This window comes from Blautia sp. HA8986, from assembly GCF_056504635.1.
This window is the reverse complement of record NZ_JBWLUQ010000001.1, coordinates 931,962-958,093: the sequence shown is the minus strand read 5'-3', so window position 1 is coordinate 958,093 and position 26,132 is coordinate 931,962. Positions and strand designations below refer to the sequence as shown.

Annotated in this window: 16 protein-coding genes and 1 pseudogene; 16 read left to right on the top strand and 1 reads right to left on the bottom strand. The window is 44.5% G+C overall.

Translation table 11 applies throughout. The features are described 5' to 3' along the window. Positions 1-92 precede the first annotated feature (92 nt). Positions 93-959, top strand: coding sequence for a pyridoxamine kinase (locus AC04Q4_RS04385; RefSeq protein WP_476388564.1), 867 nt, complete (start codon positions 93-95; stop codon positions 957-959). A gap of 60 nt (positions 960-1,019) precedes the next feature. After that, on the top strand, positions 1,020-1,811 hold the full coding sequence (locus AC04Q4_RS04380) for an inositol monophosphatase family protein (RefSeq protein ID WP_476388563.1): 792 nt from the start codon (positions 1,020-1,022) through the stop codon (positions 1,809-1,811). A 3-nt stretch (positions 1,812-1,814) separates the two neighbouring features. On the opposite strand, the gene abc-f is transcribed toward AC04Q4_RS04380, so the two are convergent. Continuing rightward, positions 1,815-3,731 (bottom strand): ribosomal protection-like ABC-F family protein, encoded by a 1,917-nt coding sequence (abc-f, locus tag AC04Q4_RS04375; RefSeq protein ID WP_476388562.1) that lies wholly within the window; start codon positions 3,729-3,731, stop codon positions 1,815-1,817. Between the two features lie 214 nt (positions 3,732-3,945). Here abc-f and AC04Q4_RS04370 point away from each other — a divergent pair, with 214 nt between their 5' ends. The 14 genes and pseudogenes from AC04Q4_RS04370 to AC04Q4_RS04305 all read left to right on the top strand — a co-directional run bounded on the left by AC04Q4_RS04370 (position 3,946) and on the right by AC04Q4_RS04305 (position 26,106). Then, a complete protein-coding gene (locus tag AC04Q4_RS04370) occupies positions 3,946-4,590 on the top strand; it encodes a redox-sensing transcriptional repressor Rex (protein WP_173737761.1) in 645 nt (214 codons plus the stop codon). Between the two features lie 64 nt (positions 4,591-4,654). Next, positions 4,655-6,172, top strand: coding sequence for an NAD(P)H-hydrate dehydratase (locus AC04Q4_RS04365; protein ID WP_173737762.1), 1,518 nt, complete (start codon positions 4,655-4,657; stop codon positions 6,170-6,172). Then, on the top strand, positions 6,169-7,338 hold the full coding sequence (gene alr, locus AC04Q4_RS04360; protein ID WP_173737763.1) for an alanine racemase: 1,170 nt from the start codon (positions 6,169-6,171) through the stop codon (positions 7,336-7,338). Before AC04Q4_RS04365 ends, alr begins: the two co-directional genes overlap by 4 nt. A gap of 142 nt (positions 7,339-7,480) precedes the next feature. Next, complete coding sequence (locus AC04Q4_RS04355) at positions 7,481-7,828, top strand: type II toxin-antitoxin system PemK/MazF family toxin (RefSeq protein WP_092069144.1); 348 nt, start codon at positions 7,481-7,483, stop codon at positions 7,826-7,828. A 134-nt stretch (positions 7,829-7,962) separates the two neighbouring features. Continuing rightward, entirely contained in the window at positions 7,963-8,706 is a 744-nt protein-coding gene (locus tag AC04Q4_RS04350; RefSeq protein ID WP_173737764.1) for a YebC/PmpR family DNA-binding transcriptional regulator, read from the top strand. 167 nt (positions 8,707-8,873) lie between these two features. Beyond that, the gene (locus AC04Q4_RS04345) at positions 8,874-17,231 is read left to right on the top strand and encodes a leucine-rich repeat protein (protein ID WP_476388561.1); all 8,358 of its coding nucleotides are present in this window, start codon (positions 8,874-8,876) and stop codon (positions 17,229-17,231) included. Between the two features lie 100 nt (positions 17,232-17,331). Then, positions 17,332-18,063: an ATP-dependent Clp protease proteolytic subunit gene (locus tag AC04Q4_RS04340; protein ID WP_476388560.1), complete on the top strand. Its 732-nt coding sequence runs from the start codon at positions 17,332-17,334 to the stop codon at positions 18,061-18,063. Between the two features lie 150 nt (positions 18,064-18,213). Further along, positions 18,214-19,101 carry a sulfide/dihydroorotate dehydrogenase-like FAD/NAD-binding protein gene (locus AC04Q4_RS04335; RefSeq protein WP_173737767.1) on the top strand — a complete coding sequence of 296 codons (888 nt, stop codon included), beginning with the start codon at positions 18,214-18,216 and terminating at the stop codon, positions 19,099-19,101. Then, positions 19,101-20,495, top strand: a complete 1,395-nt coding sequence (gene gltA, locus AC04Q4_RS04330; protein ID WP_119238859.1) for an NADPH-dependent glutamate synthase — start codon at positions 19,101-19,103, stop codon at positions 20,493-20,495. Before AC04Q4_RS04335 ends, gltA begins: the two co-directional genes overlap by 1 nt. 196 nt (positions 20,496-20,691) lie before the next feature. Beyond that, positions 20,692-21,567 (top strand): undecaprenyl-diphosphate phosphatase, encoded by an 876-nt coding sequence (locus AC04Q4_RS04325; RefSeq protein ID WP_173755803.1) that lies wholly within the window; start codon positions 20,692-20,694, stop codon positions 21,565-21,567. A gap of 53 nt (positions 21,568-21,620) precedes the next feature. Next, positions 21,621-24,380, top strand: a complete 2,760-nt coding sequence (locus AC04Q4_RS04320) for a DNA translocase FtsK 4TM domain-containing protein (RefSeq protein ID WP_476388559.1) — start codon at positions 21,621-21,623, stop codon at positions 24,378-24,380. Continuing rightward, positions 24,380-24,859, top strand: a complete 480-nt coding sequence (gene rlmH, locus AC04Q4_RS04315; RefSeq protein ID WP_173737771.1) for a 23S rRNA (pseudouridine(1915)-N(3))-methyltransferase RlmH — start codon at positions 24,380-24,382, stop codon at positions 24,857-24,859. Before AC04Q4_RS04320 ends, rlmH begins: the two co-directional genes overlap by 1 nt. A gap of 249 nt (positions 24,860-25,108) precedes the next feature. Next, positions 25,109-25,396 (top strand): co-chaperone GroES, encoded by a 288-nt coding sequence (gene groES / locus AC04Q4_RS04310; protein ID WP_476388558.1) that lies wholly within the window; start codon positions 25,109-25,111, stop codon positions 25,394-25,396. Next, positions 25,396-26,106 (top strand): annotated as a pseudogene (locus AC04Q4_RS04305) (MATE family efflux transporter). The gene groES and the pseudogene AC04Q4_RS04305 overlap by 1 nt, the downstream one beginning before the upstream one ends. Positions 26,107-26,132: the final 26 nt, after the last annotated feature.

Genomic DNA, 26,132 nt, shown 5'->3' with positions numbered 1-26,132 from the left:
AGGTATGATAATTTCCTTCCAAAAATGATTGCGTAAACCTGATGATATATTCTATAATAATACAGAAAAAAACTCAAGACTGGAGAAGTAAGATGAAGAAAATAGCAGTGATCAATGATCTTTCCGGGCTGGGGAAATGTTCACTTACAGCAGCGATCCCTGTTATCTCGGTGATGGGAGTGCAGGCATGCCCTTTTCCTACCGCTGTTTTAAGTAATCAGACAGGCTACGAAGCTTATTTCTGTGAGGATTTTACAGATCATATGGAACCATATATGGAACAGTGGAAGGAACGTGGATTTGTTCCTGACGGTATTTATACAGGGTTTCTTTCCGATGAGAAACAGGCAGATAAGATTCTGAAATTTATGGATATGTTTGCAGCAGAAGATACGCTGATCCTTACAGATCCTGTAATGGGAGATGACGGAGAGGTATATCCGATCTATACGGAAGCATTGCGAAGACGTTTTTGTGAACTTGTGAAACGTTCCTGTGTGATCACGCCTAATCTGACGGAAGCACTGGTCCTTCTTTATGGAAAAGAGAAAATGAAAACAGTCTGGAAAGAATTTCAGACCATCACCGGACAGGAACGGCTGGAGCGGATCGAAGAAACCGGGCGAAAACTTGCAGAAGAATTTTCACTTTCTGCAGTTGTGATCACAGGTGTGGATCAGCAGGAAGAGGGAGAAACTGTAAAGATGGGAAATCTTGTTCTGGAGAACGGGAAATGTTCCTGGGTTTTCGCGGAGAAAGCCGGAGGCAGCTATTCAGGTACTGGAGATATTTTTGCATCGATACTCAGTGCAGGCCTGGTAAAGGGATACTCTATGGAGGCCTGTGCGGATATGGCAGTGGACTTTATTTCGGCATCTATCAGGGATGCAGTGAAAGAGGGTACTGACCGTAATGACGGAGTATGTTTTGAACTGCATCTTGGCAGGCTGGTCCGATAGAGAATATTGCAGCTGATTTTTTGATCATGGAACAGAGTATTGTTTATGGGAGGAAATATAATGATTTCAGCAGAAGAACAGAAACAGGTGCTCTTTCTTGTAAGACAGACGAAGAATCTGATCTTAAAAGAGATGAAAAATGAGGAAGTTATGGTGAAAGGTGCGGCCAACTATGTGACGAATGTGGATCTGGCTGTACAGAATTTCCTGAAGGAAGAACTGGGAAAAGCTTTTCCGGATATTGCCCTGATCGCAGAGGAGAAGGAGAATACGGGACTTTCCGAAGAGGGAACTTACTGGATCCTGGATCCTATTGACGGAACGGCCAATCTGATCCTGGATTTCCGTATGAGTGCTGTTGCACTTGGACTTTACGAAAAAGGAGAGATCGTTTTCGGAGCTGTGTTTAATCCGTTTACAGATGAGCTGTTTCATGCAGCGAAAGGTGAGGGAGCATATCTTAACGGTAATGCTATTCATGCTTCTTCCACAGAGCATTTCGGGGATGCTGTGATTTCCTACGGTTCCACGCCATATACGAAATCCGAAGCAAAGAATCTGTTTCCGATTTTCTATAATATCTTTATGAAATGCGGGGATTTCCGCCGGACAGGTTCCGCAGAGCTTGATATGTGCTATGTGGCATGCGGAAGAGAGCATGGTTATCTTGAGCGTGACCTGAAACCCTGGGATTATTCTGCAGGAACCATTATTGTCAGAGAAGCAGGAGGCGTGGTCAGGACCTGGAAAGGCGAAGAACCGGTTTATCTGACGAATGGTGATATCCTTGCCTGTGCACCACAGTTTGAGGAGATCCTTCTTAAGGAACTTGCAGGAGAGAAAAAGAGCTGACCATTAGGCCAGCTCTTCCCATTTCTCATAAAGCTCTTCCAGTTCTTCTGCGATGGCTGCTTTTTCGCGGCTGAGCTTCGTACATTCTGCCACGTTGGTACATATATCCGGGAGAACCATGGTATCATCAATTTCTTTATCTCTTGTTTCCAGCTCTTCAATGCGGGCTTCTACTTTTTTCAGTTCAGCTTCCCGTTTTCGTTTCCTTGACTGTTTCTCCTTCATCTGCTGCCAGGAAAGCTTGTTCTCGGAGACTGCTTTTTCTTCCTGCGGAGCTTCCGGGGTATTGATGTCAGGAGCGTAGGCACTGGTCAGCTCTTCTTTTTTCTCAAGATAATAGTCGTAATCACCGATATAATTTACAACAGCCTGATTGGTCAGTTCCATGATCCTGGTTGCTGTCTGATTGATAAAGTAACGGTCGTGGGATACATACAGCACAGTACCGGTATAGCTTACAAGTGCTTCTTCCAGAATCTCCTTGGAGGCAATATCCAGGTGGTTGGTAGGCTCATCCAGGATCAGGAAGTTGGCTTCTGAGAGCATCAGCTTGGCAAGGGAGACACGACCGCGCTCACCACCGGAAAGAGCGGAGATTTCTTTAAATACGTCATCCCCTGTAAAAAGGAAGGCTGCCAGCATGTTGCGGATCTCAGTCTCTGTAAGCGTCGGGTAAGTATCAGAGATCTCCTGGAAGATCGTCTTATCCATATGCAGAACATGATGTTCCTGATCGTAATATCCGATCTGCACCTTGGAACCAAGGGAAAATTTACCGGCATCTGCTTCCAGAAGACCATTTATGATCTTCAGCATGGTAGTTTTGCCTGTTCCGTTGTTTCCGATCAGTGCCACACGTTCTCCTCGTTTGATGTCAAAGGAAATATCGGAAAACAGCGTCTGTCCGGGAAATGCTTTGGAAAGATCCTCTACATGAAGAACATCATTTCCGCTTAAAACACGTGGTTCTAGGGAGATGCGCATCCGATCCTGGATTTCCAGCGGTTTTTCAATGCGCTGTACACGATCCAGCATCTTCTCGCGGCTCTCTGCACGTTTGATGGATTTTTCGCGGTTAAAAGATTTCAGCTTGGCAATAACTGCTTCCTGATGTCTGATATCTCTCTGCTGGTTCAGATATGCCTTATACAGGGCATCGCGAAGCTGTGCTTTCTTAAGCGCATAGGCAGAGTAGTTGCCACTGAAAACTCGGGTCTCACCAGCTTCGATCTCTACGACCTTGGTGACAACTTTATCAAGAAAGTAACGGTCATGAGATACAATAAATACAGCTCCCGGATAGTTAAGAAGATAAGTCTCCAGCCAGGAAATGCTCTCCATATCCAGATGGTTGGTAGGCTCATCCAGAAGCAGGATGTCCGGTTTGGAGAGAAGCATCTTTCCAAGTGCCACACGTGTTTTCTGGCCTCCGGAAAGCTTCTCAATCTGCTTGTCGTAATCTTCCTCTGTGAAACCAAGACCTTTCAGGACACCGGTGAGCTCACTCTTGTAAGCATAGCCGTTTTCCAACTCAAACTGATGAGTAAGGCGGGTGTAAGTTTCCATCAGGTGATTCAGGTCATCGCCTGTAACATTATTCATTTCCTGCTCCAGATTGCGGATGCGACGTTCCATATCAACGATGTGCTGCTTGGTGGTAAGAAGCTCCTCATAAATGGTGTGGTGGCCGTGAATATCCTGATACTGAGCGAGATAGCCGATATTTTTGTCCTTGGATAGAACTACAGTTCCGGAATCTGCGGAAATCTCCTGCATGATGATCCGAAGAAGCGTAGTCTTGCCTGCACCGTTACATCCAATGAGAGCCGCTTTTTCCCGTTCCTCGATATGGAAAGATGCGTTATTTAAGATAACATTTTCGCCAAAAGCCTTGCATATATTTTGACATGATAAAATCATAAAAACTGTCCTCCTGTACAAAAGATCCTGCCTCTGCCTTTAAAAGACAGGGAAAATCCTCCACCTATTATAACGGAAACTGCCGGGATTTCAAAGAAAAAATCAATTTTTTAAAAAAATATGAAGAAATTTGTACATAACTCACAAGTTTGATTGACAGGAAAATGTCAATTCGGTATAATTAACCTAGTGTAGGACAAGGAGGGAAACTATCGTGGAGACAAAACAAATCTCGAAAGCGGTGATTAAGCGTCTGCCACGCTATTACCGCTACTTAGGAGAGCTGATGGAAGACAATGTAGAACGAATTTCTTCCAATGAGTTAAGCAAGAAGATGCATACCACAGCTTCCCAGATCCGTCAGGATCTTAATAATTTCGGCGGTTTTGGTCAGCAGGGTTATGGCTATAATGTACATTATCTTTATACGGAGATTGGTAAGATCCTGGGGTTGGATACCGTTCACCCGATGATCATCCTGGGTGCTGGTAATCTGGGACAGGCACTTGCCAACTATGTAGATTTTGAAAAACGTGGATTTAAGCTGGTAGGGATCTTTGACGTAAATCCGGTGCTTGAGGGCATTGCGGTTCGCGGACTTGAGATCCAGATGCTCAGTGAGCTTCCGTTTTTCCTTAGAGAAAACAACGTAGAGATTGCCATTCTCACCCTTCCTAAGAATAAAGCTAAGGAAATGGCAGATATTCTGGTAGAGAACGGGATCAAGGCAATCTGGAATTTTGCACATCTTGATCTTGAGACACCGGATGATGTTATTGTTGAGAACGTACATCTTTCCGAGAGCCTGATGACACTGTCGTACAATCTGAGCAAATACAGGCAGGAGCATGTGGAATAACAGAAGTGGAGTATGAGGCTGCCGGAAACGGCAGCTTTCTCTATGTGAGAGGGGAGGGGCCAGAATGAAGAAACTTGTTACCTGCGGGGAAATGAAGAACCTGGACAGTGCCACGATCCATAAGATCGGTGTGGCATCGGAAGTTCTGATGGAGCGGGCAGCATTAAAAGTAGTAGAGGAAACAGAGAAATACCTGGAAAAGAATGAAAAGATCCTGGTAGTCTGCGGAAACGGAAATAATGGCGGTGACGGGATCGCCATTGCCAGACTGTTTTATCTAAAGGGAATCCGGGCAGAATTTTATATGGTCGGAAACAAGGAAAAAATGACCAGGGAGACGACACTGCAGTACAAGATTGCAACAGGTTATCATGTGCCGGAAGTGAATAACCCGGACTGGAGCGAATATACTACTATAGTAGATGCCGTGTTCGGTGTGGGCCTTGCGCGTCCGATCGAGGGACATTATGCGAAGATCATCCATGAGATGAACAGTGCGCGGGCAAAGAAGATCGCTGTTGACATCCCGTCAGGAGTGAACGGAGATACTGGCCTGGAAATGGGAATTGCCTTCAGTGCCGATCTTACTGTTACATTTGCCTATGTAAAAAGAGGACTTTGTTTTTACCCGGGAAGACTGTATGCAGGAAAGATCGTCATAGCGGATATCGGGATCTATGAGCAGGAAGCTGTAAAGGCATCTGCACGCTGTCTGGAGAGAAAAGATCTTAAGCTGTTTCCGGAGCGTGATCCCGGCGGGAACAAGGGAACTTTTGGGAAAATCCTTTTTATTGCCGGAAGTGAGGGGATGTGCGGGGCTGCTTATTTAAGCGCCAGTGCAGCACTCCGGGCCGGAGCGGGAATGGTGAAGATCCAGACAGTGGAAGAGAACCGGATACCGCTGCAGATCCTTTTGCCGGAGGCCATGGTATGCACCCGGTTTGACGAGGAATCCAATGAACAGCTTCTTTCCTGGTGTGATGTGATCGTAATCGGACCGGGGCTTGGAACCTCGGGGGCCAGCCGTGAGAGAGAACAGTGGTTTCTTACGGCTGCTGCCCGGGAGAAAAAGCCGCTTGTCCTGGATGCAGATGGACTGAACCTATTGGCCATGCATCCGCAGTGGAGGGAATTCCTGGGAGAAAATGTGATCCTGACACCTCACATTGGAGAAATGAGCCGTCTTTGTGGCAAAAGCATCCGGGAGATCCAGGAAAACATTGCCGGAACAGCTGCAGGTTATGCAGGAGAAGCTGGCTGCGTATGTGTCCAGAAAGATGCATGCACAGTAGTTACAGATGGCAGCGGAGATATTTATCTGAATATTTCAGGCAATTCCGGTATGGCAACTGCTGGAAGCGGAGATGTGCTTTCTGGTATTCTGGCAGGTGTGTTATGTATGTATCTGAAAACGGAGGAACAGCCTCCAATGGTTTTAAAGGCCGCGTTAGGTGTTTATCTTCACGGACTTTGCGGCGATCTTGCAGCCGCTGAAAAGGGAAAGCGCAGTATGCTGGCAGGGGATATCATTGAAGCTCTGCCACAGGCTTTAGCGATAGGTGAAGAGGAGTCAAAATTATGAAAAAATACGAGAGAGTCAAGGCTCTGGTATCTCTGGATGCCATTGCCCATAACTTTGAAGAAATGCACAGGAATGTAAAAGAAGGAACCAGGATTATTGCGGTGATCAAAGCGGATGGCTACGGACATGGAGCAAGAGCTATCGCAAAACTGATCCATGATTATGATTATATCTGGGGATTTGCCACAGCTACAGCAGAGGAAGCACTGGAGCTTCGGCATGCCGGAATTACCAAACCGATCCTGATTCTGGGCATTGTTTTTGAGGAATATTATGAGGAGCTTGCTGCCAATGATATCCGGATCACCATTTCCGATTTGAATACTGCAGTGGAGTATGCCAGGGCAGGAGCGCGCATTGGAAAAGATGTACATATTCATTTGGCTCTGGATACCGGAATGACCAGGATCGGCTACGCGGATATTCCGGAGAATGCCGTCAGGATCGAAGAAATTGCAAAGATTCCGAATCTTGTGATCGAGGGAATGTTTACCCATTTTGCAAGAGCAGATGAGTTTGACCGTTCTCCTGCACTTGTGCAGCTTGACCGCTATTTGCGTTTTGCAGATCTTCTGGAAAAAAGAGGCGTGCATATTCCGGTTCGCCACTGCTCCAACAGCGCCGGCATCATCCGTGTTCCGGAAGCCAACCTTAATGTTGTCCGTGCAGGAATCACCATCTATGGCATTTATCCTTCAGAGGAGGTTGAGCGTGACATTGTGAAGCTGATCCCTGCCATGGAGCTTAAGAGCCACGTATCCTATGTAAAGAATGTGGAGCGCGGAACTGCGGTAAGTTATGGAGGAACCTTTGTTACGGAACGTTTTACCAGAATGGCCACGATTCCGGTAGGTTACGCAGACGGCTATCCAAGACAGCTATCCAATAAGGGCTGGGTTCTGATACATGGAAAAAAAGCTCCGATCCTTGGCCGTGTATGTATGGATCAGTTTATGGTCGATGTCACAGATATTCCGGAGGTAAAGGCAGGCGATGAGGTGACGCTGATGGGAAGAGACGGAGATGAATTTATCAGTGTGGAGACACTGGGAGATATTTCCGGAAGATTTTCCTATGAGTTTGTCTGTGAGATCAGCAAGCGTGTTCCGAGAGTCTATATAAAAGATGGTAAGGAATGCGGCGAAGAAGAAAGCTTCTTTCAGTGATAAAAGAGATCTGTTTTACTGAGAGGTAAAGCGGGGAAAAATTACCACGCATGTATACACAATGAATTTGTGGAAATACTTATCTGTAAAAAGGACTACGGCTTACAAAGAAAAGCCGGACCAGAATCGGAGTGTGAATTGTGTGGTTATAAAAAGAGGGGATATTTTTTACGCAGATTTAAGGCCTGTGGTGGGAAGTGAGCAGGGTGGTATCCGTCCGGTGCTGATCATTCAGAACGATGTGGGCAACCGGCATAGCCCCACAGTGATCTGCGCAGCCATTACATCTAAAATGAACAAGGCAAAGCTGCCGACACATATTGAGATTGATGCATCTGCTTACGGAATTGAGAAGGATTCCGTGATCCTGTTGGAACAGCTGCGCACCATCGACAAGCGGAGGCTGAAAGATAAGGTGTGCCATCTGGACGGAGCTATGCTGGATAAAGTAAATCATGCACTTGAGATCAGCCTGGAGCTTACGTTTTAGCCTGCCCTGGTATTCTGATTCTTGACGAAATCTTCCATAAGTGTTATATTTAATCGAGTTGCAATACGTGATCGGTACTTGTAATAAGACATTGTTCAAAGAGAGAACAGTAAAAACGAGGAGAGGAAGATAACATGTCAGGACATTCAAAATTTGCCAATATCAAACATAAGAAAGAGAAAAATGATGCCAAGAAGGGTAAGATCTTCACAGTCATCGGACGTGAGATCGTTATGGCAGTAAAGGCCGGCGGCCCGGATCCTGCAAATAACAGCAAGCTTCGTGATGTCATTGCCAAAGCGAAAGCAAACAACATGCCGAACGATACCATTGACCGTGGAATCAAGAAGGCGGCAGGTGCTGATTCCGCAGACAGCTATGAGAAAGCTGTATATGAGGGCTACGGCCCGAACGGTGTTGCCATCATCGTAGAGACTCTTACAGATAACAAGAACCGTACAGCAGGTAACGTGCGTAACGCATTTACCAAAGGTAACGGAAGCATCGGAACACAGGGATGTGTATCTTTTATGTTCGATCAGAAAGGCCAGATCATCATCGACAAGGAAGAGCTTGAGGATGAGTGCGGTGAGATGGATGCGGACGAGCTTATGATGACAGCACTCGATGCAGGCGCAGAGGACTTCAGCGAGGAAGAGGACAGCTTCGAGATCATCACAGCACCGGATGACTTCAGTGCAGTACGTGAAGCTCTTGAGAAAGCCGGAATTCCGCTTGTAGAAGCACAGATCGCCATGATCCCACAGACATATGTAGAGCTTACCGACGACCAGGCTATCAAGGATCTCCACAGAACACTGGATCTTCTTGATGAGGATGATGATGTCACTGATGTATGGACAAACTGGGACGAGTGATAAATAAATTGAAAAATTAAGGCTTTAACAGAAAAAACCTCATTTTTATGTACAGGATATTTTAGTATCCTGAAAAACATACAAAATGAGGTTTTTTGTTTTTGGACTTCTGAATAGCAGAGTAATATGGTAAAATAAGTATGATATTAAAAAACGGGAGGAAAAAGATGAAAAGGAGATTTTTGCAGAGATTTCTGGCAGTTTCTCTGTCTGTAGCCGTAGTGGGAACAAGTCTTCCTGCATCAGCGGCAGACTTCACAGATGCAGCAGCCGGAAATACAGTGACAGAAGATTCTTTTGAGGATCAGCATACTGATTCTTCATCTGAAACAGAGGAAGACAGCGGACAGGATTCCGCTCAGATCGTACTTACTCCGGAAGCGGAGGAAGAGGAAACGCCAGAACAGGAAGAATCTGGTACAGGAGAGAATGATCAGGAGGAAAATATTTCATCGGAAGACAATTCGGATGAGGTGGAAGATCTTACAGACCCATCCGATTCAGAACTTACAATGGAAGAAGAACCAGAGATAAGTCCTGCGGAAGTATCGGAGGAAATTACAGAAGAATCTTTTGATGAAGGAAATGCTGATGGTGCGCAGGCATCAGAAAAAGATTTTACTTATGATATCCAGTATAATAAAGCTTCGATCAGTGGATATACAGGTACAGCCAAAGAAGTAGAGATTCCGGCTACATTAGGTGGTAAACCTGTAGGATGGGTTTCTGAAAATGCTTTTAAAAATAATACCACACTTGAGAAAGTCACGTTTTCAGCGGAGAAGCTGCAAATCAGTTCCAGGGCTTTTTCCGGTTGTACAGCTTTAAAAGAAGTGGTAATCAAAAAATCTGTCAACTATGTAGACGGAGAGGCTTTCTCAGGATGTACCGCTTTTACTACCATTACAGTAGGAAAAGATACTGCATTTCCAGTCAATTCTTACTGGGGTGAGTATGTAAAGACGGTTCAGGTAGAAGCTGGCAATACTACACAGGAAGTAAAAGACGGAGTCCTTTTCAAAAAAGCAACAAAAGATAACGGAAAGAGTCTTGTATATTATCCACCTGCGAAAGATGCACAGGAATATACAGTTCCCACAGACGTACAAGGGCTGGAGAGACATTCTTTTCTGAATGTAAAAAATCTGAAAAAACTAACTATTAACAGCAAGATCACAGGTGGATGGTTTTATGCAATCCAGAATGCTCCGGCATTGGAGGAATTAGTCCTTGGAAAAGATTTTTCCAAGAAATCAGATCTGTCAGGGCTTTTTGATGGGAACGATGCGTTAAAAGTGCTGAATATCCAGGCTGTTGATCCGGGATTTGAAACATTCGGTTTCTATGTGCCGGAGATCAGGATCGGAAAAGATGCAGGTAATCTTGAGAATACAGAGATTTACAATATTGGTACAGAGAAATATACACTGGAAGATGGAAATAAATCATATCAGATCTTAAACGGAGCATTATGTAATAAGAGTGGGCTTCTTATTGAATATCCAGTACACAGCTCTGCAACAGAGTTTCAGGTGCCAGATCAGGTAACTGACATCGGAAAAAAAGCCTTTGCCGATGCAAAGTACATTACAAAGGTTACAATGGGAGAGCAGGTGATTTCCATAGGCGACTCCGCTTTTTCGGGCTGTAAAAACCTCGTCTATGCAGACATAAGTCCGAAGCTTCGAACTATTGGAAGCAGAGCTTTTGACGAGTGCAGCAGCCTTGAGGAGATCAGTACAGGAAACCAGGTAGAGTTTATAGGGAATGGTGCTTTTAACGGATGTAGCTCTCTGAAAAACATAACGATCCGCAGCAATGCTGAGAATACAGAAATCGGAATGAGCATACTGGATGGATGCAGCTCCCTGAAAGAGGTTATGCTTGATGTGGCAGGAACTTTTAACCCGGAGATCCTGGGAAGACGGGAGATCATAGACACTGTAAATCTGGGATCAAGGATAAAAGTGGATACTTCAGATCTGACTGATTATATCAGTACTGTTGGCAGTTATCATGTAGACGAACAGAATACAGTAATTAAATCTGTTGATGATATGATCCTTACAAAAGACGGTGGGAAAGTACTGCTTTATGCAGGAGCGAGTGACAGGGAAGAACTGGAGATACCAGATGGCGTGACAGAGATTTCCAGAGGTGCTTTCTGGAATGCAGCTAGTCTCCGTAAGATCACTCTGCCGTCAAGTCTTGAAACTGTGGCAGAATACGCATTCGCAGAATGTTCCAGACTGAAAAATATTGAATTCCCGGAAGGAACCAAGACTATTGGGGCAAATGCTTTTGATAATGAGGTTTCTCTGGTCTATGCGGATATTCCGAAATCTGTCACATCAATTGGAAAAAGGGCATTCAGGAATTGTAAGATCCGAGGATACAAGAGAACAGCAGCAGAAACTTATGCAAAAGAAAATAAGCTGGTCTTTATTGACAAGGAGACTATGGATGAAGATGACAGCCCGGTACCGGGAGATTTTGAATCCAGCGAATGGGATGGTGTGAAGACAGAGGAGGTTAAACCAAAGGGCAGCGTCTATACCATTCAGAATGCAGCACAGCTTGCATGGGTATCCAAGGCAGTTTCAGAAGGAACCTCTTTTGCAGGTGCCAGGGTCAAGCTGGTGGCGGATATTGATCTGGCAGGCTATAACTGGATCCCAATCGGAAATATTGAGAATTCTTTCAGTGGAAGTTTTGATGGACAGAATCATACGATCTATAATCTGAAAACAGATACGACCCTGAACCGGGAATATGGTTTTGGATTGTTTGGATATGTATGGTATGAAAAACCGGAGGAGAATGTCTATATCCGGAACATCAACATTAAAGATGCAGAGCTTTCCTATGGAAATGAACAGGGAATCGTAGCCGGTGTTATCAACTGCTATGCCGGTGTAAATTTTACTTTAAGTAACTGTAATACGACAGGAGTCTTAAGCGGTGGAACCCTGGGAGGTATTGTAGGCCTACTGAAATGTGGAAGACTTGGAAACGATGTTACTGTAAAAAAATGTACATCAAAGGCAGATATCACTACAAATGGAGCCGGCGGCGGTATTATCGGTTCACTTGAGGTTACCGGCAGGGACTGGGTAGATGGAGATGGTGATGTTACAGTAGAAGAATGTAAGTTCTCCGGTGTCACCAGTTCAACGGGAAGATACGGAAAAGTTTCCGGCATTATCAGTTACATCGGTCACAGCAACAATTCAAAAGGCACAGTCCGGGTGAAACGCTGCGTCAACGAAGCCGGGATCAATGGATCTCCATATGTTTCACTTGGTGGAATCGTCAGCCAGATTGATGGCGGACAGAATAATGCCAAAGAGATCATTGAACAGTGCGTCAATAAGAGATATGTTTATGGAGGCTATAATACCGGTGGAATCTGCGGTGCAATTCCGGGAAGCACTACGATTTTCCAGTGCTATAATACCGGTACAATAGGGTATGCGGCTCTTGGCGGTTCCATGGGCGGTATAACCGGAAACAGCAGCGGAATCATTCAGGACTGCTACAATGACGGACAGATTCTCCATACATCTGCAATTGATTACAATGGTGGTATTGCAGGACATAATCATAATGTTATAAAAAACTGCTACAGCATCGGTACATTGCCGGAATCCGGAAATTCCAGTGTGGATGTATCGTTTCCGGGTGCAATTGCCTGCTTTAATAACAAAGAGATCCGTCACTGTTACTATAATCTGGAAGAAATTCCGCAGCAGTGGCTTCTGGCTAAGGCAAACTGCAAGGATGAGCCACGTACAGTGTATACTTCTCCTGATAATAAACGTATCGCGAGCGGTGGTCTTACAACTGTCCAGATGAAAACAGCGGGAAGCTATACTGACTGGGATTTCCAGAATGTATGGGATATGGATTCCGAATATGCGTATGGTTATCCGGTACTTACAGCAATCAAGGATCTGATCGACAAGCATCCGGACAATGAAGTGCATCATAATAAACATAAGAAACAGGAAATTCGGATCACAGTTACAGGAAGGAAAAAGAAGGGTGATAAAAAAGAGCCTCTTCTGAATGGTGCGAAGGTAAGCATCGGCAGAGAAACTGTTACTACAAATGAAGCCGGTGTGGCAACCATCAAAATGGAAGAGAACGGCACGGATATCCTTGCTGTATCAAAAGACGGCTATACTACATACACAAATACAGAATTTAAATTTCCGAAGAACAGGGAATGCAGAGTAACTCTGATCCCGGCAGGGGAAGTTAATGAGTACAGTCTGGGCTCTGTAATTATGAAGTACAATACCAATGAGTATGAGCTTCTGTCTGAGACGAAGACAATTTCAAGGACAGCCAAAGACACGCAGTTTACGATTCAGGCGAAGCCGGCACTTGCAAATAACAAGATCGACAGATATGAACTGGTTCAGGGAAAGAAGGTTATTGCGAGCAGTACAGATGGTCTTTTTAAAGTGAAAAACGGAGATTTTGCGGAAACAGAAACAACAGATAAAAATGGGAAAGTTACATATAATGATGTGGTGATCCAGACTTGCAGTGACACAAAAATAGAATCAACCACAAAGATCAATCTGAAAGTTGAAGAGGATGTAGATAAGACCCTGAGTTATACTTTTGGCAAGGGCCTGAAGTTTACAATTGGAGAGGATGTTCCTATTTTCGGGGGTTCCAGCTTTTCAATGTCAGGCTTTGATCTGCCGGTGTATTTTGTGACAGAAGCTGCTGAAAATAATGAAAGTATGAAGATCAAGGTTGGCATCAATCTTCTGAAAGCTGATCTTAAGGATCCGGAAAAATCAAAAGCATTAAGTGCTTTTGCCAGTTCCACAGCGGAATCCCTGTCAGATCCACTTGGAAAACGCAAGGATTTTCTGAAAGAATTTTCAGAAAATGTAAATAAGAAAAAAGTAGTCGGAATGGGATCAACAAGCCTTGATCTTAAAGTCTATGGTTATGCCGAAGCAACAGTGCCATATAATAATCAGTTAAGTGGTACATTATGTGTGGAACTCAGTGGAGGCTACAGTGGTGAAGGGCAGGTAGTCGGAACTCCGATCGTATATGCTATTGACTTTACAGGCACGATCACAGGAACTGGCAACATTGTTCTTAATTTTGACAGCAGTGCGAAAAACAGTGCAAGAATCGGAATGAAAGGAGAACTTGAGCTTAGCCTTTATGGAGGTGTGGGAGCCGCTTATCTGATATCCGGTGGATTTTACGGAAGCGGAGGACTTGGCGTATCCGGATCGATCTATCCATTTGAAACTTCCGGACTTGAGAATTTTTATCTTAAAGGAAGCATTGGCGTTCAGGGACGGCTTCTGGGTGCGCAGGTGAAATTCCCAATTTTAAAAGGAACGTATGATATTTATAAACGGGATACATCAACCATACGGAGTGCGAGATCGTCCGGAGAAGTAACAGACGTTCAGGAACTTTTAAGTGATTATGACAGTTACGAAGCTATCAGCCGTGACAGCTACGATGAACAGGAATTCTGGGATGGAAATGCAGTATCCACGCAGGCTTCTTCGGGCGAGCGGACATTGGTATCCAACGGTTATCCGGAGATGGCACCTGCGATGTTTACCTGCGGCAGTGATACAGTTATGGTGTTTTTAAATGATGCCAAAGGCAGGGATACTGCTGATAAATCGGCACTTTATTACTCTGTTTATAATGCGGCTAAAAATACCTGGAGCACTCCGACACTGGTAGCCGATAATAAGACAGCAGATTTTAATCCACAGGTGGCAACTGACGGTACTCATGCCTGGGTAGTATGGAACGATGCTTCTTCCAGCCTGAAGGGTGTGGATGGAATTACTGCGATCTCTGCAAAAACAGAAGTTGCAGCAGCTGCATATGACAGTACAACACATAGTTTTAAGGCACAGGAGACACTGACATCCAATAATACTTATGAGATCCAGCCGCAGATAACAGTAGTAAACAGCAATCCGGCGATCACCTGGACAGTAAACAGCAAGGGTGATCTGTGGAGAGCAGAAGGTACTAACAGTATTTATGTTGCGCAGAAATCAGGTTCATCCTGGTCAACAAAGAATCTTGTTTCAGTAAAAGAGAGTATCCAGGGCGATGCGGTAGGTACGATCGGAAGTACTTTATATTATGCTTACAGTACAGGTACGCTGAATCAGGGTTCTGCAAGAAAAGGATATATCGTTGATGTTCAGAGCGGATCCAGGACTTCTCTGGAGGGAGAGCAGATTGAAAATCTTCGTTTTGGAAATATAGGCGGAGAGAATGCACTTCTCTGGACAGATACAGCAGGTACTCTTTATACAAGGGATAAATCCAGCCAGAATGCAGTAAATGCTTTTGAAAACGGCGGAATCACAGGTAATGTGCGTCAGGTTATCAAAGGTGAAAACGGTGATGCAGCAATCCTCTTTACAAAGAACGGAGAAAACTGCGCCAATGCATATGTGATCTACTATGACGGACAGAATAAGAAATGGTCCGGAATCACACAGCTTACAGATGCAGCAGATTATGTGGAACAGATTCAAGGTGCATTTGTAAACGGAAAGCTGGTACTTACTTATAATAAGCGAAAAATCGATATTTCAAAAGAAAATGACAATGGAACCAATAATCTGGTAAGCAAGTGTGTAGATCACGGAAAGACCGAGCTGAAAGCAGAAAGTGTCAGCTTTGATACATCGAAAGTAAAAGCAGGAGAATCACTGGATCTTACTGTTTCAGTAAAAAATCAGGGAGATAAGACCTGCACAGGAGAAACTGTCAAGATCCTTAAGGGCAATACAGTGGTTCTGGAAACATCTGCAGATAAGACAATCCTTTCCGGGGAGACTGCAGAGATCCCGGTGAAATTTACACTTCCTGCTGACCTGAAACGTACAGAATACAGGGTTCAGGTGACAGAGAAAGGTTCCACAGCGAATGTTTCAGACAGTCTGAAGACTTCTGTTGTGATCGGTTCTGCGAACTTCCGTGTACAGACAAAGACTTATAAAAATGAAGATATGTATACTATGGCAGCAACTGTATTTAACAATGGTTACGCTTCAGGTCCGGTGACAGCGATTTTCTATGATCCGCTGAATCCGGAGAAAGTCTACGCACAGCAGACAATGGCAAACCTTGCACCGGATGAAGTATGGAATGTATCACTGGATGTTCTTCCGGAGATGGCTGATGGAAATCAGATCAAGAAAATCGCAGTCCGCGTGAAGAGTAGCAGTGAGCCGGAAGAGAGCTATTACGACAATACCTCAGAAGAAGCGTTCTACTGGGAGAGTGATGAACTTCCGAAACCGACCCCAACTCCAAGTCCGAAGCCGACTGCAAAACCAACAGCAGCACCGAAGCCGACTGCGAAACCGACCGCAGCACCGAAACCAACAGCAACTCCGGTTCCGGATGGTGAAAAGACGGTTGTCACGAAGGATACCTTCAAAAACTGGCCTACAACATCAGCAGATATTGAAGGAAGTGTCGGAAAGATAGAAGATGATATCTTAAGCGGAACAACCATATATTCTCTTTATTTCTACGGAGATGCACCGGAAATGGCACCAAATATGTTCCGCGGAAGTGCAGTGACCGCTTATTATCCGGCTAATAATCCTACGTGGACAGAGGATAAACTGCAGAGCTACGGAGGCAGCTGGACAACATGGAATCCATGGGATCCGGAAACAAGAACAGTATATGGTGCAAACCTTAAGAAATATGGCGAACTGAAGCTTCGATACACGACCATGCCATATACCGGAGCTGCACAGAAAATGAAAATTTATGTGCGGGACAAGGCATATTTGGGTGATTTCGGAGACCAGTTCCTGACAGAAAACCAGGATTACAAGGTCACCTGGAAGAACAACATAAATGTAGGAACTGCAACAGTAACAGTAACCGGAATAGCACCATACTACAGAGGAACTCTGACAGCCACATTTAAGATCGTCCAGGGAAGCAACCGGATCACAGCATCCAATGTCAAAAAAATCCAGAGCACAAAGAAACAGACATTTTCACTTGGTGCAAAAGCACTGGATAAGGCAAAGCTGACTTATAAATCCAATAATAGAAGTGTTACAGTTGACAAGAACGGAAAAGTAACCATTGCGGCGAAATTTGCAGGTGCGGCGACGATTACCATCACAGCATCTGCAACCAAAAACTGCAAAACAGCAAAGAAGAACATTACAGTAACAGTAAATCCATCTGGCACATCGCTGACAAAATGTACCAACATTAAAAAAAGAAAAGCAGATATTCAGTGGAAAAAGAACAGCTATGTGACAGGCTATGAAATCCAGTACTGTACAAGTAAAACTTTCAAGAGCGGAGTGAAAAAGAAAGTTATCACAAAATCTTCCACAACAAAATATACAGCTGCAGGACTGGCTTCCAAGAAGACATATTATGTAAGGATCCGAACTTACAAGACAGTAAGCGGAAAGAAATATTACTCTTCCTGGAGCAGGCTGAAAGCAGTGAAGATTACAAAATAAGATGTTAGTGTAATATATATGTTTTGGATAAAAACAGAATAAACTGAAGATTTTCGCACATAATACCTCCAGGATTTTGATTCTGGAGGTATTTTTATATATGAAAGAAAACGAAAAAGAAGAGAAAAAACAAAAAGAGCTGGATCGTGAGGACAGCCAGAACGGGCAGATCCGGGAGATGGGGCAGGTGGTGCTTAACGGAAATTCAAGGAAGCATAAAGTAGAGCTTCTTACTGTGATCGGGGAGATCGAAGGTCATGAATCTGCACCTTCTCACAGCAAGACGACCAAGTATGAACATGTGCTGCCCAAACTGGCATTAATTGAGGATGATGAGGAGATTGAAGGTCTTCTGATCCTTTTGAATACTGTAGGCGGTGATGTGGAGGCGGGACTTGCCATTGCGGAGATGATTGCATCATTAAGTATTCCCACGGTTTCCCTTGTTCTTGGAGGCGGACATTCCATAGGAGTTCCAATGGCTGTTTCCGCAGATTATTCATTTATTGTGCCAAGTGCGACCATGGTGATCCATCCGGTGCGCCAGAGCGGTATGTTTATCGGGGTGGTACAGACTTACCGCAATATGGAAAAGATCCAGGACAGGATCACAGCTTTTGTATCAGGACATTCCCATATGAAAAGGCAGCGGATGGAAGAACTGATGCTGGATACTTCCCAGCTGGTAAAAGATGTAGGCACAATGCTGGAAGGAGAGGAGGCTGTCAGAGAAGGCCTGATCGATGAAGTAGGAGGGATTCGGGACGCTCTTGACAAGCTGTATGCTTTGATCGAAGAAAAAAATCCCGGAAATAACAGCTTATGTTTGTAACTTCTGGTAAAGTTAGGTTAAACATAACTAATATGATTACACTGCATTGCGGTAAAGAAAATTGACAGAAATTGTAAATCTCCCCTTGCCATATGATAAATTTTAGCGTATTATTAATGAAGGTTTATAATTTGCGCGAGGAGGAAGACCATGTATAAGGTTTTAAAAGCTGAAACACTGGCAGCTAAGATTCATCTTATGGTTGTGCATGCACCACGTGTGGCAAGCCACTGTCTGCCAGGACAATTTATCATTGTGAAACTTGATGAAAAGGGAGAGAGAATCCCGCTTACTATCTGTGACTATGACCGCGAAGCCGGTACAGTTACGATTGTATTCCAGGAGATCGGTGCATCTACTGTTAAGATGTCCGCTCTGAAAGAAGGAGATTCTTTCCGCGATTTCGTAGGACCGCTGGGATGTCCGTCTGAGTTTGTACACGAGGATATTGAAGAACTTAAGAAGAAGAAAATGGTATTTGTTGCTGGTGGTGTAGGTACTGCACCTGTTTATCCGCAGGTTAAATGGCTTCATGAGCACGGTATCACAGCAGATGTTATCCTTGGTTCCAAGACAAAGGATATGGTTATCCTTGAGAAAGAGCTTTCATCTGTTTCCAATCTTTATGTTACGACAGATGACGGATCCTATGGCCGTTCCGGTATGGTAACAAAAACTCTTGAGGATCTCGTTACAAACGAAGGCAAACATTATGATGTCTGTGTAGCAATCGGACCGATGATCATGATGAAATTTGTCTGTCTCCTTACCAAGAAACTTGGAATCCATACAATTGTCAGCATGAACCCGATCATGGTTGACGGAACCGGTATGTGCGGCGCATGTCGTCTGCAGGTCGGTGATGAGATTAAGTTTGCCTGTGTAGACGGACCGGAGTTTGACGGACATCTCGTTGATTTCGATCAGGCTATGAAGAGAAGCCAGATGTACAAGACCCAGGAGGGACGTGCATTACTGAAACTTCAGGAAGGCGATACCCACCACGGTGGATGCGGACAGTGCGGAGGTGACAAGTAATGGCAGATGCAAAAATGTTAAAAAAAGTTCCTGTAAGAGAGCAGGATCCTAAGGTACGTGCGACAAACTTCGAGGAAGTATGTCTTGGATATAATCAGGAAGAAGCAATGGAAGAGGCACAGAGATGTCTCGGCTGTAAGAAACCGAAATGTGTAGAGGGATGTCCGGTATCTATCAATATTCCGGGATTTATCGAGCACATCAAAGAAGGCAACATGGAAGAGGCATACAAAGTGATCGGATTATCTTCCGCACTTCCGGCTATCTGCGGCCGTGTGTGCCCGCAGGAGTCCCAGTGTGAGGGACAGTGTATCCGCGGTAAGAAAGGTGAAGCTGTTTCTATCGGTAAACTTGAGAGATTTGTTGCTGACTATGCTCTTGAGCATGATATTAAACCTGCCGGAGCAGAAGTTAAGAACGGACACAAGGTTGCAGTTATCGGTTCCGGTCCTTCCGGGCTTACATGTGCAGGCGATCTTGCAAAGGCTGGTTACGATGTAACTGTATTCGAGGCTCTTCATGAGCTTGGCGGTGTTCTTGTTTACGGTATTCCGGAGTTCCGTCTTCCGAAACAGAAAGTTGTTAAGAAAGAAATCGAGAAAGTTAAAGAGTTAGGCGTTAAATTCGAGACAAATGTAGTCATTGGTAAATCCACTACCATCGATCAGCTGATCGAGGATGAGGGATTTGAGGCTGTATTCATCGGCTCCGGTGCAGGACTTCCGATGTTCATGGGTATCCCGGGTGAGAATGCAAGTGGTGTATTTTCTGCAAACGAGTACCTGACAAGAAGCAACCTCATGAAAGCATTCGATGATTCTTACGATACACCGATCGCAGCAGGCAAGAAAGTTGCAGTTGTGGGTGGTGGTAATGTTGCTATGGATGCTGCAAGAACAGCTCTGAGACTTGGTGCGGAAGTACATATCGTGTACAGAAGAAGTGAAGCTGAGCTTCCTGCCAGAGCAGAGGAAGTTCATCACGCTAAGGAAGAGGGCATCATCTTTGACCTTCTTACTAATCCGAAGGAGATCCTTGTGGATGAGAACGGACATGTAAACGGTATGAAAGTTGTTAAGATGGAGCTTGGTGAGCCGGATGCTTCTGGAAGAAGACGTCCGGTAGAGATTCCTGGTTCCGAGTATGAGATGGATGTGGATACAGTTATCATGTCTCTCGGTACTTCACCGAACCCGCTTATTTCTTCCACAACCAAAGGTCTCGATATCAACAAGAGAAGATGTATCGTTGCTGAGGAGGAGACTGGTAAGACATCTAAGGATGGTGTATACGCAGGTGGAGATGCCGTTACAGGTGCAGCTACCGTAATCCTTGCAATGGGTGCTGGTAAAGCAGGCGCAAGAGGTATCGATGAATATCTGAAAAATAAATAAACAGAAGCTCTGTTTATAAAGAGTCTTCCGGCTGCAGTGGCCATATATGGCACAAGCCGGGAGGCTTTTTTTACTCTGTTTGCTGAATTACACCGGAAAGAACATCTGTTTGATTTTTCTACCAAGAGTGGATTGTAAGTTGGCTGCAATTATGCTATAATGTGTTGGAAAAATTTTTAGAAAAGGAAATATAATTATGTCAGTAATACATGCTATTATATTGGGAATCCTGCAGGGCATCACAGAATTTCTTCCGGTGAGCAGTTTCGGACATCTCTGTGCAGCACAGCATCTGATGGGCGGAACCAGAGGTTCAGGTGTACTTTTTGAAGTAATGCTTCATATAGGAACAATGGCAGCCCTTATCTTATTTTTATGGAAAGATATCAGGAAGATCGGAATTGAGCTGATTGGAATGATCATGGACCTGATCGGTAATGCGAATATTTTTCTTTATAACAGAAGAACAGGAAAGAATCTTACTTATGCCAGGATCGTAACAGGTACTTACCGTAAACTTACTGCACTTCTTATTGTTTCTACACTTCCTACAATGCTGATCGGATATCAGTGTAAACGTCTTATTGTGCGTACAGCAGCATCTCATATGTTTTCTGGTATTGGATTGCTGCTTACCGGAGTAATTCTTCTTGTAGTAGATTACAGCAATATAAATGGAAATAAAGGAACAAGAGAAGCTGATTACGGGGATGCCATGTGGATGGGAATCTGCCAGGGAATTTCTGTATTTCCGGGGATATCGAGACTGGGACTTACTATGAGCGCAGGTCTTTTCTGCGGAATGAGCAGGAAATTTGCTGTAAAATATTCTCTGCTCATGAGCATTCCGGCAGTGATCGGAGCATTTTTTGTTGAGATGGGAGAATTCACCTCAGTAAGCATGACTGTAGGGAGAGGATTTACATACATTCTCGGAATGCTTGTGGCTGGAATTGTTGGGTACCTGGTGATCCGCTTTATGGTGAATCTTGTGAATCAGCTTAAACTGCGATATTTTGCATTTTATTGTTTCGCAGCCGGGATTATTGTACTGGCAGCGAATTATATTTAACCGAATGCGGATGATTTTATCCGCCTGAATTATTAACTGGGAGGAATCTGATAATGGCAGCATCAAAAACAACAAAAAAAAGAAAGAAAAAGACTGCACAGAAGCAGCAGCCTGCCGAAAACAGATTTCAGACCGAAATTCTTATTCTGGTAGTACTTGCAGCATGTATCATCCTGATGATCAGCGCTTTTGGAATGGGCGGTATTGTGGGCAATGCCATCAGCAGCATATCTTTTGGAATTATGGGAATGTGTGCATATCTGTTTCCCGTTGTGCTGTTTGGCGGAGTAGCATTTTTGCTGGTCAACAGTTCGAATCGTCTTGCGTATAAGAAATTTTTTGCGGGGATCGTTTTTTTTGTATTTCTCTGCGGTCTGCTGCAGCTTCTGACAGAAGGTTATACACCCAGCACAACATTTGCAGATTATTATTCTTTAAGCTCTGAGTATCATACAGGAGGAGGCGTGTTCGGAGGTGCAATCTGTATTTCCACTGCTTCTGCGTTTGGTGTGGCAGGAGGTGCGGTGATCATTGTGCTGGTACTTCTGGTTTCCCTGATCATTATCACCCAGAAATCATTTTTCGGATTTATGAACAAAATCCTGGATCTGATTTCAGGTGCAGTGGAAGAGGGCAGGGAGGCTTATCTGGAAGGACAGCCTGACCGTGAAAAGAAAAAAGAGCTCCGCAGAAAGCTCCGCGCAGAGAAGAGAGCAGAGAAGATACGTCTTCTTGAAGAGGAACTGGCAGAGGAAGAACTGGCTATGGCAGGATCAGTTCCTGAGACCGCCGGAAAGAAGAAATTCGGGAAGAAATCTGCCAGAGCAGAAAAAGAAAGACAGGCGGCAGTGAAAGCGAACCGTAAGGGAGAGTTTAATCTTCCTTCTTTTCTTGATGAAGAAAAAGCAGAACTTCCGGCGGAGACTGATCTGACGGATAAGGAGAAGCAGGAAGCAGAGGAGAAACAGCCTTCTCATGAAGTTCCGTTGGAATTTCAAATCCATCGATCAACACCTGCACCACAGGCTTTTGAGGAGCCGGAGGAACCCGATTTTGAGCGTGATATCCAGGAAGATATTCCAGAGGATGATTACGATGGATATGAGGATGCAGATATCCCGGAAATGAATCAGATCCTTCCGTCAGAGCCGGTATCTGCACCTGAAAAAAGGCAGAGCCGGGAGGACAGAGCTGTATCTGCCGGTACGAAAGCAGCAGATCAGGAAAAAGCAATACTGACAGAGGAGGTATCCCAACAGCCATCCAGAAACCCGAAATCTTCAAAGGCCGAGATTGAGCATGGGATCAGGAATATCCAGCATGAAATCAGCCAGAAAGAACTTCCTGAGAAGAAACCATATCAGTATCCGCCTCTTAAAATTCTGAAACGTGGGGATGGCAGATCCCAGGGCGATTCGGATGCTCATTTAAGAAAAACTGCCCAGAAGCTTCAGGATACTCTGCATAATTTTGGCGTTAATGTAACTGTAACCAATGTAAGCTGCGGACCGACTGTTACCAGGTATGAACTTCAGCCTGAGATGGGAGTGAAAGTCAGCAAGATCGTAGGCCTTTCTGATGATATTAAACTGAACCTTGCTACTCCGGATATCCGTATTGAGGCACCGATTCCCGGCAAGGCAGCTGTAGGAATTGAGGTTCCGAATAAGGAGAACAGTCCTGTTATGCTCCGGGATATTCTCCAGTCTGATGAATTTAAGAATGCCAAATCCAAGCTTTCTTTTGCAGCAGGTAAAGATATTGCAGGGAAACCGGTCGTGGCAGATATTGCCAAGATGCCCCATCTTCTGATCGCCGGTGCTACTGGTTCAGGTAAATCTGTGTGTATCAATACTCTTATCATCAGCATTCTTTATAAGGCAACACCGGATGAAGTTCGTCTGATCATGATTGATCCGAAGGTAGTAGAGCTGAGTGTATACAATGGTATTCCGCATCTGTTTATTCCTGTTGTCACAGATCCGAAGAAGGCTGCAGGTGCTCTGAACTGGGCTGTTTCTGAGATGACAAGCCGTTACAATGCTTTTGCAGAGTACGGAGTGCGTAATCTTGGAGAATATAATAAAAAAGTTGCAAATATGCGTGTTCCGGAGGGAGAGAAGGCTCCGGAAAAGATGCCGCAGATCGTGATCATCGTAGACGAGCTTGCGGACCTTATGATGGTAGCACCTGGTGAGGTGGAGGATGCTATCTGCCGTCTTGCACAGCTGGCCCGTGCTGCAGGCATTCATCTGATCATTGCAACGCAAAGACCGTCTGTAAATGTCATTACAGGTCTGATCAAAGCGAATATGCCGTCCAGAATTGCATTCTCCGTGTCTTCAGGAGTGGATTCCAGAACGATTCTGGATATGAATGGTGCGGAAAAACTTCTCGGCAAAGGAGACATGCTGTTTTATCCGCAGGGATATCAGAAACCTGCCAGACTGCAGGGGGCGTTTGTGTCTGATGAAGAAGTCAGTGCTGTTGTAGAATATGTTTCTAATAAGAATCAGGGAGCAGTCTATGACACTTCCATTGAGAAGCAGGTGAATACTGCCAGCGCAGCAGGAGGAGCCGGTGGAGGTGACAGAGACGTATACTTTACAGATGCGGGTAAGTTCATTATTGAGAAAGAGAAGGCTTCCATCGGCATGCTACAGCGTATGTTTAAGATCGGATTTAACCGTGCTGCAAGGATCATGGATCAGCTGTGTGATGCTGGCGTTGTAGGCCCAGAGGAAGGAACCAAGCCTCGTAAAGTACTGATGTCAGCAGAAGAGTTTGAGAATTATCTGGAGGAGAACGGCTGATGAAGATAAGCATTCTTACTGTAGGGAAAATCAAAGAAAAATATTTAAGAGATGCGATTGCAGAGTATTCCAAGCGGCTCAGCCGTTACTGCAAGCTGGAGATCATAGAGACAGCCGATGAGAAAACACCGGACAATGCCAGTGAGACAGTGGAGGATTCCATCAGGAACAAAGAGGGTGAACGTCTTTTGAAATATATTAAGGATGATGCGTTTGTGATTACCCTGGAGATTGCAGGAGAACAGCTCACTTCTGAGAAATTTGCAGAAAAGATCAACAATCTGGGAATCAGGGGAAACAGCCATATCCAGTTTGTGATCGGAGGTTCCATAGGACTTGGAAAGGAAGTGCTTAAAAGATCCGACTATGCTCTCAGCTTTTCCAAAATGACATTCCCGCACCAGCTGATGAGGGTGATCCTTCTGGAACAGATCTACAGAAGCTATCGCATTATTAACGGTGAACCATATCATAAATAAAATATCTGCTTTAAAGGAAGAGACCGTTTATGCCAGAACAGAGACATACCGCGTGAATTTATGCGATCAGCATAAATTCTGTGCATCGCGAAGCGTGTTACTGAGAACGGAGTGAACAGTAATTTGGCAGTGCCCAGCAGTATTTCAGGCGAAACAATAACTTGACAATTCCCTGATTTGTAGTATGATAAGAAAAGAGTAGCACTCGAGATAAAAGAGTGCTAATAATACAGAAAGAAGGAAATCATTATGGCATTAAAACCAGTTCAGGACAGAGTCATCGTGAAGTATTTTGAGACAGAGGATAAGACAGCATCCGGCATCGTACTTCCGGATAGCTCCAGGGAGAAGACACAGCAGGCAGAGGTTATCGCAGTAGGCGGCGGTAAGGTCATAGACGGTAAGGAAGTACCGGTACAGGTGAAACCGGGCGATCGTGTTATCTATGGTAAATACACAGGAACTGAGATTAAATATGAAGGTGAGAAATATCTGGTGATCAATGCCGATGATATTATTGCCATTGTAGAGGAATAATGAAGAATTTTTACCGCAATTTTCTGAAACTGTGTTCCATGCTGGTGCTGCAGAATGTTGTGACTTTAAGCGTTAATCTTGCAGATAATATCATGCTTGGTGCATTCAGTGAAACTGCATTATCCGGTGTAACGACCGTGAATCAGGTACAGTCCGTCTTTCAGCAGCTGCTTATGGCACTGGGAGACGGACTTGTCATATTTGGCAGCCAGTACTGGGGAAAGAAGGAAACGCAGCCGGTAAGAAAGATCAGTGCCTGAGCCATGCGCACAGGCCTTTTTATTGCCCTGATCCTGTTTATACTGGCAAGTTTTTTTCCGAGACAGCTGCTTGGGTTTTTTACAACAGATCAGACGATCATTGAGGCAGGAATGTCCTACCTGACGATCATCCGGTTTACATATTTTTTCTTTGCCATTACTCAGATACTGCTGGCAACACTTCGGTGTGTGGAGATCGCAGGGATTGCATTTGCCCTGTCTGTAATGACGTTGGTGATCAACTGTACCATTAACTGGATCCATCTTCGGGATTTTCGTTACAGAAGTCCTGGAGATTTTTATATAAAAAATTTCTTGACGCATCCTGTTTCTACAGGTAGAATAATACATAAGATTTTATCGAAATGCAGTGAGAAAATCCACATATATTTCCGGATAAACTTGACAATGAATAGAAGATATAGTACTATTTTACCTATATCATACTAACCCGGTGGGAAAATGGAGATATTCAC

Excerpts from the sequence above, each read along its gene's own strand:
- rlmH (WP_173737771.1), top strand. The coding sequence starts at position 24,380 with ATGAAGATAAGCATTCTTACTGTAGGGAAAATCAAAGAAAAATATTTA.
- AC04Q4_RS04325 (WP_173755803.1), top strand. The coding sequence starts at position 20,692 with ATGTCAGTAATACATGCTATTATATTGGGAATCCTGCAGGGCATCACA.
- AC04Q4_RS04365 (WP_173737762.1), top strand. The coding sequence starts at position 4,655 with ATGAAGAAACTTGTTACCTGCGGGGAAATGAAGAACCTGGACAGTGCC.
- abc-f (WP_476388562.1), bottom strand. The coding sequence starts at position 3,731 with ATGATTTTATCATGTCAAAATATATGCAAGGCTTTTGGCGAAAATGTT.
- AC04Q4_RS04385 (WP_476388564.1), top strand. The coding sequence starts at position 93 with ATGAAGAAAATAGCAGTGATCAATGATCTTTCCGGGCTGGGGAAATGT.
- groES (WP_476388558.1), top strand. The coding sequence starts at position 25,109 with ATGGCATTAAAACCAGTTCAGGACAGAGTCATCGTGAAGTATTTTGAG.
- AC04Q4_RS04320 (WP_476388559.1), top strand. The coding sequence starts at position 21,621 with ATGGCAGCATCAAAAACAACAAAAAAAAGAAAGAAAAAGACTGCACAG.
- AC04Q4_RS04345 (WP_476388561.1), top strand. The coding sequence starts at position 8,874 with ATGAAAAGGAGATTTTTGCAGAGATTTCTGGCAGTTTCTCTGTCTGTA.
- AC04Q4_RS04335 (WP_173737767.1), top strand. The coding sequence starts at position 18,214 with ATGTATAAGGTTTTAAAAGCTGAAACACTGGCAGCTAAGATTCATCTT.
- AC04Q4_RS04340 (WP_476388560.1), top strand. The coding sequence starts at position 17,332 with ATGAAAGAAAACGAAAAAGAAGAGAAAAAACAAAAAGAGCTGGATCGT.
- AC04Q4_RS04350 (WP_173737764.1), top strand. The coding sequence starts at position 7,963 with ATGTCAGGACATTCAAAATTTGCCAATATCAAACATAAGAAAGAGAAA.
- alr (WP_173737763.1), top strand. The coding sequence starts at position 6,169 with ATGAAAAAATACGAGAGAGTCAAGGCTCTGGTATCTCTGGATGCCATT.
- gltA (WP_119238859.1), top strand. The coding sequence starts at position 19,101 with ATGGCAGATGCAAAAATGTTAAAAAAAGTTCCTGTAAGAGAGCAGGAT.
- AC04Q4_RS04380 (WP_476388563.1), top strand. The coding sequence starts at position 1,020 with ATGATTTCAGCAGAAGAACAGAAACAGGTGCTCTTTCTTGTAAGACAG.